Origin of the sequence: Pseudoduganella sp. UC29_71, from assembly GCF_042693265.1 — a bacterium.
Lineage (GTDB): Bacteria > Pseudomonadota > Gammaproteobacteria > Burkholderiales > Burkholderiaceae_D > Rugamonas.
The window spans coordinates 313,117-327,067 of sequence record NZ_CP170549.1; the positions used below are offsets into that span (position 1 = coordinate 313,117).

13 protein-coding genes are annotated in these 13,951 nt (G+C 64.4%); 4 read left to right on the forward strand and 9 right to left on the reverse strand.

Annotated elements, in window-relative coordinates; genetic code table 11:
- Nucleotides 1-14: 14 nt before the first annotated feature.
- Genes coaE through ACFJI2_RS01445 form a run of 3 tightly spaced genes read right to left on the reverse strand, consistent with a single transcriptional unit; the run spans nucleotide 15 to nucleotide 3,018 of the window.
- Nucleotides 15-665 (reverse strand): dephospho-CoA kinase, encoded by a 651-nt coding sequence (gene coaE / locus ACFJI2_RS01435; RefSeq protein WP_377703432.1) that lies wholly within the window; start codon nucleotides 663-665, stop codon nucleotides 15-17.
- 1 nt (nucleotide 666) lies between these two features.
- Nucleotides 667-1,536 (reverse strand): prepilin peptidase, encoded by an 870-nt coding sequence (locus ACFJI2_RS01440; RefSeq protein ID WP_377703433.1) that lies wholly within the window; start codon nucleotides 1,534-1,536, stop codon nucleotides 667-669.
- A 54-nt stretch (nucleotides 1,537-1,590) separates the two neighbouring features.
- Nucleotides 1,591-3,018: a sigma-54 interaction domain-containing protein gene (locus tag ACFJI2_RS01445; protein WP_377703434.1), complete on the reverse strand. Its 1,428-nt coding sequence runs from the start codon at nucleotides 3,016-3,018 to the stop codon at nucleotides 1,591-1,593.
- Between the two features lie 253 nt (nucleotides 3,019-3,271).
- Here ACFJI2_RS01445 and ACFJI2_RS01450 point away from each other — a divergent pair, with 253 nt between their 5' ends.
- From ACFJI2_RS01450 to ACFJI2_RS01460, 3 genes are all read left to right on the forward strand, one after another.
- Nucleotides 3,272-4,663: a GntP family permease gene (locus ACFJI2_RS01450; protein WP_377703436.1), complete on the forward strand. Its 1,392-nt coding sequence runs from the start codon at nucleotides 3,272-3,274 to the stop codon at nucleotides 4,661-4,663.
- 14 nt (nucleotides 4,664-4,677) lie between these two features.
- Entirely contained in the window at nucleotides 4,678-5,457 is a 780-nt protein-coding gene (locus ACFJI2_RS01455; RefSeq protein WP_377703437.1) for a 3-hydroxybutyrate dehydrogenase, read from the forward strand.
- Between the two features lie 128 nt (nucleotides 5,458-5,585).
- Entirely contained in the window at nucleotides 5,586-6,167 is a 582-nt protein-coding gene (locus ACFJI2_RS01460) for an MEDS domain-containing protein (protein WP_377703438.1), read from the forward strand.
- A gap of 183 nt (nucleotides 6,168-6,350) precedes the next feature.
- Here ACFJI2_RS01460 and ACFJI2_RS01465 read toward each other — a convergent pair whose 3' ends face one another.
- Genes ACFJI2_RS01465 through ACFJI2_RS01475 form a run of 3 tightly spaced genes read right to left on the reverse strand, consistent with a single transcriptional unit; the run spans nucleotide 6,351 to nucleotide 8,490 of the window.
- Entirely contained in the window at nucleotides 6,351-6,947 is a 597-nt protein-coding gene (locus ACFJI2_RS01465) for an NADPH-dependent F420 reductase (protein WP_377703439.1), read from the reverse strand.
- 28 nt (nucleotides 6,948-6,975) lie between these two features.
- Nucleotides 6,976-7,743, reverse strand: a complete 768-nt coding sequence (locus ACFJI2_RS01470) for an SDR family NAD(P)-dependent oxidoreductase (RefSeq protein ID WP_377703440.1) — start codon at nucleotides 7,741-7,743, stop codon at nucleotides 6,976-6,978.
- Nucleotides 7,744-7,755: 12 nt separating this feature from the next.
- Nucleotides 7,756-8,490 (reverse strand): SDR family NAD(P)-dependent oxidoreductase, encoded by a 735-nt coding sequence (locus ACFJI2_RS01475; protein ID WP_377703441.1) that lies wholly within the window; start codon nucleotides 8,488-8,490, stop codon nucleotides 7,756-7,758.
- 123 nt (nucleotides 8,491-8,613) lie between these two features.
- Between ACFJI2_RS01475 and ACFJI2_RS01480 the strand changes: the two genes are divergently transcribed.
- Entirely contained in the window at nucleotides 8,614-9,195 is a 582-nt protein-coding gene (locus ACFJI2_RS01480) for a TetR/AcrR family transcriptional regulator (protein WP_377703442.1), read from the forward strand.
- A gap of 255 nt (nucleotides 9,196-9,450) precedes the next feature.
- Here the strand turns inward: ACFJI2_RS01480 and ACFJI2_RS01485 are convergent, their stop codons facing one another.
- The 3 genes from ACFJI2_RS01485 to ACFJI2_RS01495 form a co-directional block, all read right to left on the reverse strand.
- The gene (locus tag ACFJI2_RS01485) at nucleotides 9,451-10,674 is read right to left on the reverse strand and encodes a type II secretion system F family protein (RefSeq protein ID WP_107876121.1); all 1,224 of its coding nucleotides are present in this window, start codon (nucleotides 10,672-10,674) and stop codon (nucleotides 9,451-9,453) included.
- Nucleotides 10,675-10,684: 10 nt separating this feature from the next.
- Nucleotides 10,685-12,415, reverse strand: a complete 1,731-nt coding sequence (pilB, locus tag ACFJI2_RS01490; protein WP_377703443.1) for a type IV-A pilus assembly ATPase PilB — start codon at nucleotides 12,413-12,415, stop codon at nucleotides 10,685-10,687.
- Nucleotides 12,416-12,537: 122 nt separating this feature from the next.
- Nucleotides 12,538-13,815: an HlyC/CorC family transporter gene (locus ACFJI2_RS01495; protein WP_107876125.1), complete on the reverse strand. Its 1,278-nt coding sequence runs from the start codon at nucleotides 13,813-13,815 to the stop codon at nucleotides 12,538-12,540.
- Nucleotides 13,816-13,951 lie beyond the last annotated feature (136 nt).

Genomic DNA, 13,951 nt, shown 5'->3' on the forward strand with positions numbered 1-13,951 from the left:
CAAGCGAAGCAAAATTACAAACGTTGCGATGGTATTGTTATCGTTCCTGCGGAAAATGCCAGGTATAAATGGTGTAATCGCGCAATTTGCGGCTCCAGCGCTGCCAGATCCCCCTCATTATTAATGATATCGTCGGCCGCTGCCAACCGCGTTGAACGGGGCGCCTGGGCCGCCATGATGGCTTGCACCTGGCTGGCCGGCATCTTGTTGCGGGCCATCACGCGCGCCACCTGCACTGCCTCCGGGCAGTCCACCACCAGCACGCGCTGCACGCGGCTGCGCCACGTGCCGGACTCGACCAGCAGGGGCACGTCGTAGATCACATAGGGGCCGGTGGCGGCGGCGCCGGCCGCTTCGGCGGCGGCGCGTATCAAGGGGTGCAGGATGGCTTCCAGCCGGCTCTTGGCGGTGGCGTCGCTGAACACCAGCGCGCGCATGCGGGCGCGGTCCATGGCGCCGCTGGCGTCGGCGAATTCGGGGCCGAATTCGGCCAGCAGGGCCGGCATGGCGGGACCGCCGGCCACGGTCATGCCGTGCGCGATGCGGTCGGTGTCGACGATGGTGGCGCCCAGTTCGGCAAAGCGCGCCGCCACCACGCTTTTGCCGCTGCCGATGCCGCCGGTGAGGCCGACGCTGAACTTGCCTGCGCTGGCGCCTGCGCTCACGTCACTGGCCCAGCAAGTGGGAGGTGAAGGCGGTCAGCGGGCCGCCATACATCAGGGCGATCATGCCGGCCGCGGCCAGGTAGGGGCCGAAGGGAATGGGGTTGTTGCGGCCGCGCTTGGCGAACACCATCAGGCTGATGCCGACCACCGCGCCCACCACGGACGACAGCAGGATGATGGTGGGCAGCGTGGCCCAGCCCAGCCAGGCGCCCAGCGCCGCCAGCAGCTTGAAGTCGCCGTAGCCCATGCCTTCCTTGCCGGTGGCCAGCTTGAACAGCCAGTAGATGGACCACAGCGCCAGGTAGCCGGCCGCCGCGCCGATCACGGCGTCCTGCAGCGGCACGAACATGCCATGGATGTTGAGCAGCAGGCCGGCCCACAGCAGCGGCAAGGTCAGGTCGTCCGGCAGCAGCTGGGTGTCGGCGTCGATGAAGGTCATGGCGATCAGCATATAGGCGAAGAACAGGGTCGCCAGGCCCATCCAGCCGCTGCCGAACTGCCACACCAGCGCGGCCGACAGCAGGCCGGTCAACGCTTCGATGATGGGGTAGCGCGGCGAGATCTTCGCCTTGCAGTTGCTGCATTTGCCGCCCAGGACCAGGTAGCTCACCACCGGGATGTTTTCCAGCGCGGTGATCTGGTGCTGGCAGTGCGGGCAGGCCGAGCGCGGCACGACCAGGTTGTAGCGTGTGGTGTGCGGCAGGTCCTTGCCCGATTCCGAGGCCACGTAATTGTCCGACTCGCGCTGCATCATGATGGGCAGGCGGTGGATGACGACGTTCAGGAAGCTGCCGATCAGCAGGCCGAAGATGCCGGCCGCAATGGCGGCAATCAGGGTGGCGGGCGGGGCGAACAGCAAGATATCCTGCATCGGTTGGGTTCCGTAGTATTGTTTGCAGACAGTATAAGGCAGGGCGCGGCACAACTACAGTTGCAGCTGCGCCATTTTTTCATACAGCGTGGCGCGCGAAATGCCGAGCAGGCGCGCGGCCTCGGTTTTCTTGCCGCCCGCCGCCAGCAGCGCCGCGTCGATGGCGGCGCGCTCGGCCGCCGCCACCGCCTGCGCCAGCGGCTGCACCGTGGCCGGCGCGTCCGCTGCGCCCGGCCTGTGCGCGCCGGGCGTACGCGGCAGGATGGCGTCGAAGTCGTCCGCCACCAGGCGCCGGTTGTCGCTGTGCAGCACGGCCTTTTCCAGCACGTTGCGCAGCTCGCGCACATTGCCGGGCCAGTCATGCTCGGCCAGCCGCTGCAGCGCGCCGGGCGTGAGTTCGCGCCGGCCCATGCCGGTGCGCTCGACGATCTGCTCCAGCGCGCCTTCGCACAGCGCTTCCAGGTCCGGCAGCCGTTCGCGCAGCGGCGGCAGGGTGATCGACAGCACGTTCAGGCGGTAGTACAGGTCGCGCCGCAGGCGCCCTTGGGCCAGCGCCTGCACCAGGTCGATGCTGGTGGCGGCGATGATGCGCACGTCCACCTTGATCACCTTGTTCGAGCCCAGCGGCTCCACTTCCTGTTCCTGCAGCACGCGCAGCAGCTTGGCCTGGATCTGCAGCGGCATGTCGCCCACTTCGTCCAGGAACAGGGTGCCGCCGTGCGCCAGCTTGAACTTGCCGTCGCGGCCGCGCTTGTCGGCGCCGGTGTAGGCGCCCGGCGCGGCGCCGAAGAACTCCGACTCGAGCAGCGCTTCGGGGATGGCGGCGGCGTTGACGGCGATGAAGGGCTGGCTGGCGCGGTCGGAGCTGGCGTGGATGGCTTGCGCCAGCAGTTCCTTGCCGGTGCCGGTCTCGCCCAGCAGCAGCACGGTGCTGCCCAGCTGCGCGGCGCGCCGGGCCTGGCGCTTCACTTCCAGGCTGGCCGGGCTGTTGCCGACGTAGCTGGCCAGCGTGTAGCGCGGGCGCCGGTCCTGTACCAGCAGGCGGCGCGTTTCGGCCAGTTCGTCCTGCAGCTGCGCGAATTTGCCCAGCAGCGGCTTGAGGTGGTGCAGCTTGTCGTACAGGCAGATGCCGACCGCGCCGATCACCCTGCCGTCCGGCCCGGTCAGCGGCAGGCGCGACACCACGAAGGTCTCGCTGCCAAAGGCCATCAGGTCGAGCAGGATGGGTTCGCCGGTCTTGACCACCTGGCGCATCAGGCTGTTGGGGATGATGTCCTCCACGTCCCGGCCCAGCAGGGATTGCGGGTCCGTGTAGCCCAGCATGTGCAGGTATTTGTCGTTGCACCAGACGATGCGGGCGTCGGTGTCCACCGCGATGGTGCCTTCGCACAGCGCGTCCAGCCGCTCCAGCAGCTTGGGAATGGCCAGGTGGCGCAGGCCGCCGCCGCCCGGATTCTCGGTAAACCAGCGCATCAGTTCCATATGGCCCACCCGTGCAAAAGCACCGATTCTGGCGGCTGCGGACGCGACTGTCCAGTATTTCATACGCCATGTCCGGATTTCCAGACAGGTTTTCTGCGTAATTTTACGCAGAATGTCCGGCTATCCGGACAATATGCATTTCAGCCGCACTCCGGCATCACCACAGCTTATATCTAAGCCCTTGAATTTACAGGGGTTTATAAGGCTGGCACGGATGGTGCTTTATGCAACGTTCTAACTTAATGGAGCGTGTATGAGCTTTTTGATCGTCCTGCTGGCGCTGATATTCCTGATGGTGGTCGCCTACCGCGGTTTCAGCGTCATCCTGTTTGCCCCGGTGGCCGCCATGCTGGCCGTGCTGTTGACCGATCCCGGCCTGGTGCCGCCCATGTTCACCAGCGTCTTCATGGACAAGATGGTTGGCTTCGTGAAGCTGTATTTCCCGGTGTTCCTGCTGGGCGCCGTGTTCGGCAAGGTGATCGAGCTGTCCGGCTTTTCCAAGTCCATCGTGGCCCTGATCATCCGGCTGGTGGGGCGCGAGCGCGCCATGCTGGCCATCGTGCTGGTGTGCGCGGTGCTGACCTACGGCGGCGTGTCGCTGTTCGTGGTGGTGTTCGCGGTGTACCCGTTCGCGGCCGAGATGTTCAGGCAGAGTAACATCCCCAAGCGCCTGATTCCCGGCACCATCGCGCTGGGCGCCTTCACCTTCACCATGGATGCGCTGCCCGGCACGCCGCAGATCCAGAACATCATCCCGACCTCCTTCTTCCAGACCGACACCTGGGCCGCGCCGTGGCTGGGCGTGATCGGCTCGGTATTCATCCTGGTCACCGGCCTGGCTTACCTGGAATGGCGCCGCCGCCAGGCGCTAGCCAGGGGAGAAGGCTATGGCAGCGGCCACAGCAACGAGCCGGAGGAATACACGCAGCAGACGCTGCCGCATCCGCTGGTGGCCTTGCTGCCGCTGGTGCTGGTGGGCGTGCTGAACAAGGTGTTTACCTTGATGATTCCGCTGTACTACGGCAAGAGCCACAGCCTGGCGCTGGCCGGTTCGGCCAAGCCGGTGGTGACCGAAGTGTCCAAGGTGGCGGCCATCTGGGCCGTGGAAGCGGCGCTGCTGGTGGGCATCGCCAGCGTGCTGCTGCTGGCCTTCGATACGGTGCGCCGCCGCTTCGCCGAAGGCAGCAAGGTGGCCATTTCCGGCGCGCTGCTGGCGTCCATGAACACCGCGTCCGAGTACGGTTTCGGCGCCGTGATTGCCGGCCTGCCGGGCTTCCTGGTGGTGGCCGACGCGCTGCGCGCCGTGCCCAATCCGCTGGTCAATGAAGCGCTGGCCGTGACCTCGCTGGCCGGCATCACCGGTTCCGCCTCCGGCGGCATGAGCATTGCGCTGGCCGCCATGTCGGACACCTTTATCCAGGCCGCCAACGCCGCCCATATCCCGATGGAGGTGCTGCACCGCGTGGCTGCCATGGCCAGCGGCGGCATGGACACCTTGCCGCACAACGGCGCCGTCATCACGCTGCTGGCCGTCAGCGGCCTGACGCACCGCGTGTCCTATGGCGACATCTTCGCCGTCACCTGCATCAAGACCCTGGCCGTGTTCGTTGTGATCGGCACCTATTACGCGTTCGGCATCTACTAAGAAGGAGTACTGCCATGTTGAAGAATAAATCCGCCATCGTCACCGGTTCCACCAGCGGCATCGGCCTGGGCATTGCGCGCGCGCTGGCCGCGCAGGGCGCCAACGTCATGCTGAACGGCTTCGGCGACGCCGCCGCCATTGCCGCCATCGCAGACGAGCTGCGCGCGCTGGGCGTGCAGGTGCGCCACAGCGCGGCCGACATGGCGCAGCCAGACCAGATCGCCGCCATGGTGGCGGACGCCACGGCCGCGTTCGGCGCGGTCGATATCCTGGTCAACAACGCCGGCATCCAGCACACCGCGCCGGTGCACGAGTTCCCGCTGGAAAAGTGGGACCAGATCATGGCCATCAACCTGTCCTCCAATTTCCACGCCATCCGCGCGGCGCTGCCGCAGATGCAGCAGCGCGGCTGGGGCCGCATCATCAACGTCGCTTCGGTGCACGGCCTGGTGGCGTCGGTGAACAAGTCGGCCTACGTGGCGGCCAAGCACGGCGTGCTGGGCCTGACCAAGGCGGTGGCGCTGGAGAACGCGCGCAGCGGCATCACCTGCAACGCGATCTGCCCGGGCTGGGTGCTGACCCCGCTGGTGCAAAAGCAGATCGACGACCTGGCCGCGCGCGAGCAGCTGTCGCCCGACCAGGCCCGCGCCAAACTGCTGGGCGAGAAGCAGCCCTCGCAGGCATTCGCCACGCCCGAGCAGATCGGCGCGCTGGCCGTGTTCCTGTGCAGCGCGGCGGCCGACCAGATCCGCGGCGCGGCGCTCAACATGGATGGCGGCTGGGCCGCGCAATGAGCGGCAGCGCGGCGCACCGCCAGCATGATGGCGGGCGCGCCGCGCAGTCAGTGCCGTAGTGACAGCCACGCGAACGGCGCCGCGGCGGACTTGGTGTTAAGGTGGAGGGGGAAAAGTCAGGAGTGGTTATGAATTACGCAGATGTAGAGAGCTGGAACCGGGTCGATGTGTTTTGGGGCGAGATGGCGGCGTGCGACCATTGCGTGCAGATTTACGAGAACGACGCCAGCTTCCTGGACGCGCTGGAGGGCTTCGTGGCGGGCGGCATACGCGCCGGCGATGCCATCATTCTGATTGCCACCCCGGGCCACCTGGAGGCCATTGCCGCGCGCCTGGCGGAGGGCGGCTTCGATGTTCAGGCCGCTGCGCAACGCAAGCAGTACATCGCGCTGGACGCCAAGGACACGCTGTCCAGGTTCATGGTGGACGGCTGGCCGGATGACGTCCTGTTCCACCAGACCATCAAAGGCATCCTGCAGCAGGTGCGCAGCACGCACCGCCAGGTGCGCGCCTTCGGCGAAATGGTGGCGCTGATGTGGGCCGAGGGCAACTGCGGCGCCACCGTCCGGCTGGAACACCTGTGGACGCGCTTGTGCCAGCAGGAAGCGTTCTCGCTGTTCTGCGCCTACCCCAAGACCGGCTTCACGCAGCAGCCGGCGCAAGCCCTGGCCGAAGTGTGCGCCGCCCACTCGCGGCTGTATTCGGTCTAGCCTTGCCGGCTGCAGGCACTCACGATGCCCTGCAGTTGCTTCCCACACATACTTAGGTAGTTCTCAGGTATCTCGCAGTCCTTGTCCTCATGACGCTTAGAAAATGCGTGCGCGATGCCGCGGTGCGCACGCCGGATGAACGAAGTGCGGCTGACTGCCAGCGCCGCCCGCGCATCAATCGAATCAGTCGAACCTGACCAGGTCTTGGAAGATCAACTGTCCCCAGCTTTTCCCGCGCGCGTGCACAACTAGTCCTCCTTCCGAAAGTCCGCCGAGCTTTATCGGCGCGTAGCCGAGATGTTCCGCCAGCGCGGCTATCTCCAAAGCAGCGTCATCATCGTCACTGGCCAGGAACACGACCCTCCTGCCGCCGTGTACGGACGGGTCCTGGTCGAGCACGGCAGCGACCAGATGGTTGAAGCCTTTCACCAGCCTGGCGCCGGCAAACGCCTTCGCGACAAAAGCGGACGATGGGAGACCGTCCAGTTCCTCAAGCGGGGCCTGCGTGTTCATCACGTCGACGATGGTCTTGCCCTTCCAGTCGGATATCGCTTTTGCGACCACAGGGTGCGACTCGAAACGGACAGCCAAAAAGATGGTGTCGGCCTTGACGGCTTCCGCAAGGGGTGTGGGAATGATCGTCGGCCCGATTGCGGCCGCCTCGGCTGCAAAGCTTTCCGGGTCGCGCGTAGTCGCAACGGCCACTTCGATGCCTTTGCGGGCGAACGCCTTGGCTAGTGCGTGGCCGATCTTGCCGAAGCCAATAATTGCGTAACTCATATGTCTCTCCTTCGTGTTGTGCATGCGCTCAGAGCTTGTAGCCACCGCTGGCTTCAATCGTTTGGCCGGTCACCCAATGGCCCTCGTCGGAGGCCAGAAAAGCCACGACGGCGGCGATTTCCGAAGGTTCGCCAAAGCGGCCCAGCGCGATTTGGGCCTCGACCGCCTTGACGAGTTCGGGATTCTCGCGGAAGTCGGCGTTCGCGTCGGTTCGCGTGAAGCCCGGCGCTACGGCGTTCGCCGTGATGCGACGCGGCCCCAGCTCGATTGCGAGCGTGTGGGTCAGGGTGTTGATGGCCGCTTTCGCCATCGAGTAGACGGGCGCAGCCGTCACCGGCTTCGTGGCTGCAGCGGAAGAAATGTTGATGATGCGTCCGCCATCGGCAAGACGATCGAGAGCGGCCTGAACGATGAAGAAGGGCGCGCGGGCGTAGACGGCCATCAGCGTGTCCCAACTTTCCGGCGTGGCGTCCTTGAAGCCAAGCCAGCCGGCATTGCCAGCGTTGTTGACCAGAATGTCGAGCGCTTTGCTACCGTTCCGTTTGGTGAACTCGTCGTCAAGGCTCTCGAACAAAGCTGGGACGGTCTTTGGATCAACCAGATCCGCATGGATCGCGAACGCGGTGCCTCCGGCTTTCCCGATCGCCGCGACCGCCTCGTCCGCGCTGGATTTGCTGGCGTTGTAGGTCAGTGCCACAGTCGCACCATCCTTGGCGAGACGTTCGGCGATCGCGCGGCCGATACCCCTTGATGCCCCGGTGACGAGAGCTGTCTTGCCCTTCAGTGATTGTGTCATGCGATTTTCTCCTCAGAGTTGTGCCAGGCCGCCGTCAACGGCGACCTCGCTGGCGGTCATGAAGCTGCTATCCGACGAAGCCAGAAAGGCGGCCGCCGCCCCGATCTCCGCCGGATCGGCCATACGCTGCAGCGGCGTCATCGCGCCGTACGCCTTCTGCCCCTCTTCGCCTAGCGCCTGCTTGGCGAGTTCGGTCGCCGTCGCCCCCGGCGACAGCACGTTTACCCGGATGCCGGTGCCTTTCAGGTCCTCCGCCCAGGTCCGGGCAAGGTTGCGTACCGCAGCCTTGCTAGCGCTGTAGGCCGTGAACCCCGGAGCTCCCGTGGTGCCGGCGCTCGATCCGGTCAGAATGATCGAACCGCCCGGACCCATCAGCGGCAGCGCCTTCTGGACTGTGAAGATCGTTCCCTTCACATTGGTGTCGAAGGTGCCGTCAATGTGCTCGGCGGTGATCTGGCCGAGCGGAAGCGGACTTCCTGCACCCGCGTTGGCCAGGACGATGTCGAGGGTCCCGCGCTCGGCCTTCACGGCCGCGTAGAGCCGGTCGAGGTCGGCCAGCACGGAGACCGAGCCGGCCACGGCGCGGGCATTGGGTCCGAGGGTGGTGATGGCGACATCGAGCGCCTCCTGCCGGCGCCCGAAGATGAAGACGAAGGCGCCTTCCTCGATGAAGCGCTTTGCCGCAGCGAGGCCGATGCCGGTTGCACCCCCAGTGATGACGGCGGTCTTTCCATTTAATCTGTTCATGTGTTGTGCTCTTTCGTTGGCGTTGCGCGGAAGCTGGAAAAATCCTAGCTGGCGCTGTATTATATGGATCACCGATCCACATAATCAATATATGGATCACTGATCCACTTGTCAAGGGAACTTATGCGAGCCGACGCCCAAAAAAATCGCAATCAAATCCTTACGGTCGCGCGCGACGTCGTAGCGGAGCATGGCGCCGAGGCCTCGATGCGCGACATCGCCCGCCGCGCCGGTGTCGGCCTGGCCACCTTGCTTCGTCATTTCTCGACACGGGAAGCCTTGTTCGAGGCCTTGCTATGTACCCATCTGGACACACTGACGCAGAAGGCGGACGAACTCGAAGGCTCGGCTTCGGCTGACGAGGCGCTTTTGACCTGGTTTCGGGAGCTGGTTGCATTCACCCGGAGCTACAGAGGCGTGGTCGCCATGATGGCGGCCGCTCACGCCAATCCGGACTCCGCGCTTTACGCTTCGTGCGCCGCCGTACACTCGGCAGGCGCGCGACTGCTGCTACGTGCCCAGGACGAAGGAACGGCACGCGCCGACATGACCGGGGACGACCTGTTCGCGCTGATAACGGCGCTTGGCTGGACAGTCGATCAACCGTCATTCGCGCCGCGGGCGGATCATCTCGTCAAACTCATGACGAGCGCTATCCTGACAGGTCGACCTGGCACCGATGCAAAGCAGTCTGGGCAACTGTAGTCCCCCGGAAATGAAGCGCGTTTGGCCGAGAGCGGCACGCCGGTGCCGGCGCTATGCCGCGAGCACGGCATGTACATGGAGGAAAAGCTCAAGGCTGCAGTCAAAGTATCGGCCCAACAACCTCTGCTTCGCGCGCACTGAAAACGGCGGGATTGCCCAGTAGCTTTACGTCAGATGGACGTAGCGCTACCGCGAACGCACGGCGAAGTATTTTGAGACACTGCGAAGTTTTCTGAGGACCTACACCAGCTAACCCTACACCACCGAGCCGAGCTTGAAGATGGGCAGGTACATGGCAATCACCAGGCCGCCGATCAGCACGCCCAGGATCACCATGATCAGCGGCTCCATCAAGCTGGACAGCGAGGCCACGGCCTCGTCCACTTCGTCCTCGAAGAAGTCGGCCACCTTGCCCAGCATGGCGTCCAGCGAGCCGGACTCTTCGCCGATGGACACCATCTGCGTCACCATGTTGGGGAACACGTCCGCGTTCTGCATGGCCACCGTCAGGCTGGTGCCGGTGCTCACTTCCTTCTGGATGCGGCGCGTCGCTTCCAGGTAGACGATGTTGCCGGAGGCGCCGCCCACCGAGTCGAGCGACTCCACCAGCGGCACGCCGGCCGCGAACATGGTCGACAAGGTGCGCGTCCAGCGCGCGATGGTGGCCTTGCGGATCACCTCGCCGAAGATGGGCAGCTTGAGCAGGGTCACGTCCATGAAGCGCTGCACCTGCGGCGAACGCTTCCAGGCCTGGAAGAAGAAGTAGAGCGAGCCGAACAGGCCGCCGAAAATCAGATACCAGTAGGACACGAAGAATTCGGAAATGGCCATCACCGCCAGGGTGGGCGCGGGCAGGTCGGCGCCGAAGCTGGCGAACACCTCCTTGAACGCCGGCACCACCCAGATCATGATGACGGCGGTGACGATGAAGGCCACGCCCAGGATGGACACCGGATAGGTCAGCGCGGACTTGATCTTGGCCTTCATGGCCAGGGTCTTTTCCTTGTAGATGGCCAGCCGCGTCAGCAGGTCTTCCAGGATGCCGGCCTGTTCGCCGGCGCCCACCAGGTTGCAGAACAGCGGGTCGAAGTACAGCGGGAACTTGCGGAAGGCCTGGTTCAGGCTGGTGCCGGTCTCGATGTCGGCGCGCAAATCCATCACCAGCTTGGACACGGAGGGATTGGAGTGCCCCTTGCCGACAATGTCGAACGATTGCAGCAGCGGCACGCCGGCCTTCATCATGGTGGCCAGCTGGCGCGTAAACAGCGAGATGTCCTTGTCGGTGACTTTCTTGCCGCTGCGGTAGACCTTCTTCTTCACCTTGGTCACCATGATGCCCTGGCGCCGCAAGGTCACGTTGACCACCGCCTCGCCGCCGGCGCGCAGTTCGCCGCGCACGGTCTTGCCGGTTTTGTCCTTGCCTTCCCAGGCGAAGACCGATTCCTTGATGGGGTTGCCCGGAGTGCTCGTAGTGGCCATGGTGTACTTCCTATTCATTGGTGCAGCCGAGGACTTCCTCGAGGCTGGTCAGCCCGTTTTTTACTTTGACCAGGCCGGACTGGCGCAGTGACTTCACGCCCTCGCTTTCCGACTGGGCCGCAATCTGCATCGAGTTGCCATGCGCCAGGATGATGCTCTCGATAGCCGGCGTGATCGGCATGATCTGGTAGATGCCGACCCGGCCCTTGTAGCCGCCGCCGTTGCAGCGCTCGCAGCCCACCGGGCCGTAGGGCTTCCAGCTGCCGTCCAGTTCCTCCGGCTTGTAGCCCGCCTTCAGCAGCAGCTCGTTGGAAATGTCCACCGGCTGCTTGCAGCTGCACAGGCGGCGCGCCAGGCGCTGCGCGGTAATCAAGATCACCGAGGAGGCGATGTTGAACGGCGCCACGCCCATGTTCATCAAGCGCGTCAGCGTGGACGGCGCGTCGTTGGTGTGCAGGGTGGAGAACACCATGTGGCCGGTCTGCGCGGCCTTGATGGCGATGTCGGCCGTTTCCAGGTCGCGGATCTCGCCCACCATGATGATGTCCGGGTCCTGGCGCAGGAAGGACTTCAGCGCCACCGGGAAGGTCAGGCCGGCGCGGTCGTTCACGTTCACCTGGTTCACGCCGGGCAGGTTGATCTCGGCCGGGTCCTCGGCGGTGGAGATGTTGATGCCGGGCTTGTTCAGGATGTTCAGGCAGGTGTACAGCGACACCGTCTTGCCCGAACCGGTCGGCCCGGTCACCAGCACCATGCCGTAGGGGCGCTGGATGGCGTCCAGCAGCAGTTCCTTCTGGTCCGGGTCGTAGCCCAGCGAATCGATGCCCATCTGCGCCTGGGTCGCGTCCAGGATACGCATCACGGTCTTTTCGCCGAACAGCGTCGGCAGGGTGGACACGCGCAGGTCGATGGTCTTGGTCGGCGAGACGATCAGGCGCATGCGGCCGTCCTGCGGCACGCGCTTTTCCGAGATGTCCAGCTTGGCCAGCACCTTGATGCGCGACACCAGCTTGTCCTTGATCGACACCGGCGGCTGCGCGTGCTCCATCAGCACGCCGTCCACGCGGAAGCGGATGCGGTAGAACTTTTCGAATGGTTCGAAATGCAAGTCCGATGCACCCATGTTAACGGCGTCCATCAGCATCTTGTTCAGGAAGCGCACGATGGGCGCGTCTTCCACTTCGTTGGCGGCCTGTTCGGCGGCGGCCGACGGCACCTCGGTTTCCTCGGCGAACTGGATGTCCTGCTCGTCGCCGGCCAGGTCGTTGAGGTTCTGTTCGGCGCTGCGGCCCAGGCTGCCCAGCAGGGCCAGCAGCGCGTCGTGCGCCACGATCACCGGCTCCACCAGCGATTCGGTCTGGAACTTGATCTGGTCCAGCGCCTGGGTGTTGGTCGGGTCCGAGATCGCGACCGACATCTTGTTGCCGCGCTTGGCCAGCGCAATCACGCGCTGCGCCTGCATCAGCTTGGCGTCGATGATCTTGGGCGGCAGCGCGTCGATGCTGAACGCGGCCAGGTCCATCAGCGGATAGGCAAAGGTTTCGGAACAGAAGGAAGCCAGCTCGCGCGGCTGGATGGCGTTGCTGGCCAACAAGGTGTCGATGAACGGCAGCTTGTCGGCCAAGGCCTTCTTTTGCAGTGCGTCCGCCTGCGCCGGCGTGAGCCGGCCCGCTTGCATCAAGGCCCGCGCCAGCCCCGCCATGGGGGCGCTGGACGCCGTATTGGGTTGAACTGCTGCCATAGAAGCGCGCTGTCAGGAAAGACTACATAAGGGGGCTGGCCCGAGGCCATCCACCGGATGATGCCCGTGGGCATCACTTTTGTAAAGCGCGATACGTGGCGTGCGCGGCTCTATGACAACCTTTACGCGTCGGCCCGTATCAATTTCACGACTTTGATCGCCTGGTTCTGCACCTGCACCACTTCGATGACGCAACCGCCAAGGCGCACGCTGATGGCCGCCTCCGGGATCTCCTGCAAATACTCGAGCAGCATCCCGTTCAATGTTTTCGGTCCGTCCAATGGGAAGTGTAATCCCAGACGCTTATTGATGTCACGCAAGGCCGTCGTGCCTTCGAGCAGGCAGTCGCCGGACGCGGTCCAGTTGAAGCTGTCGGCGCGCGCGGCGCCCGGCGTTGATGTCGTAAAGTCACCGATCATTTCCTCGATGATATCGTCCAGCGTGACCAGGCCCTGCACTTCGCCGTACTCGTCGACGATGATGCCCAGGCGCTCCTTGTTCTCCTGGAAGTACTGCAGCTGCGCGAACACGCCGGTGTCCTGCGGAATGAAGTAGGGCTCGGACAGCAGTGCGCGGAAGTGTTCGGCGGTCAGTTCTTCCTCCTGCGTCAGCAGCGCCATGGCCTTGCGCACGTGCAGGATGCCGGCGATCTGGTTGATTTCGCCTTCGTAGACCGGCAGCTTGTTGTGGTAACAGGTGGTCAGCTGCTGCACGATCTCCTCCACCGGCGCGGCCAGGTTCAGCGCTTCGATCTGCGAACGCGGCGTCATCACATCCTCCACCGATATCGCTTCCAGGTCGAACAGGTTGAGCAGGATGCTCTTGTGCTTTTGCGGAATGAAATTGCCGCCTTCCAGCACCAGCGAGCGCAGCTCTTCCGGCGACAGGCGGGTGTCGCGCAGCGGCGTGCCCATCTTGATGCGGAACAGCTTCAGCACCACGCCCACGAACAGGTTGGTGAACCAGATCACCGGCTTGGCCGCCGCCATCATGGGCCGCAATATCGTGGCCGTGGGCAGGGCGATCTGCTCGGGATAGGTGGCGCCTATCATCTTGGGAGAGATCTCGGCGAACACCACCAGCAGGAAGGTCATGCAGGCGGTGGAGGCCACGATCAGCCATTCGTCGTAGCCGAAGGTGTGGATCACGATGGCCGTGACCAGCGCGATGGCGGTGGCGTTGATCAGCGTGTTGGCGATCAGCACCAGCGACAGCAGCTTGTCAGTGCGGTCGAGCAGCCACAGCGTGGCCAGCGCGCGCCGGCTGCCGCGCTTGGCCTGGTGGCGCAGACGGAAACGGTTGGCCGCCATCAGGGCGGTTTCGGCCATGGCGAAGAACGCCGAGCAAAGTATCAGGAATGCAAGCGCAAGGAATTGCGCCCATATGGGAACGGTATCCAATGGGTCACCGTGAAGAAGCGGACATGGGGAGTAGCTGGTCAGGCGTTGCCGGCCCAGAGCGGGAAGCTGCACAATGCGGCTTCAGAGTTGTGGATTTTAAGTCAAGCCCAGCCATGGTGCAAGCCAGACACGGTTT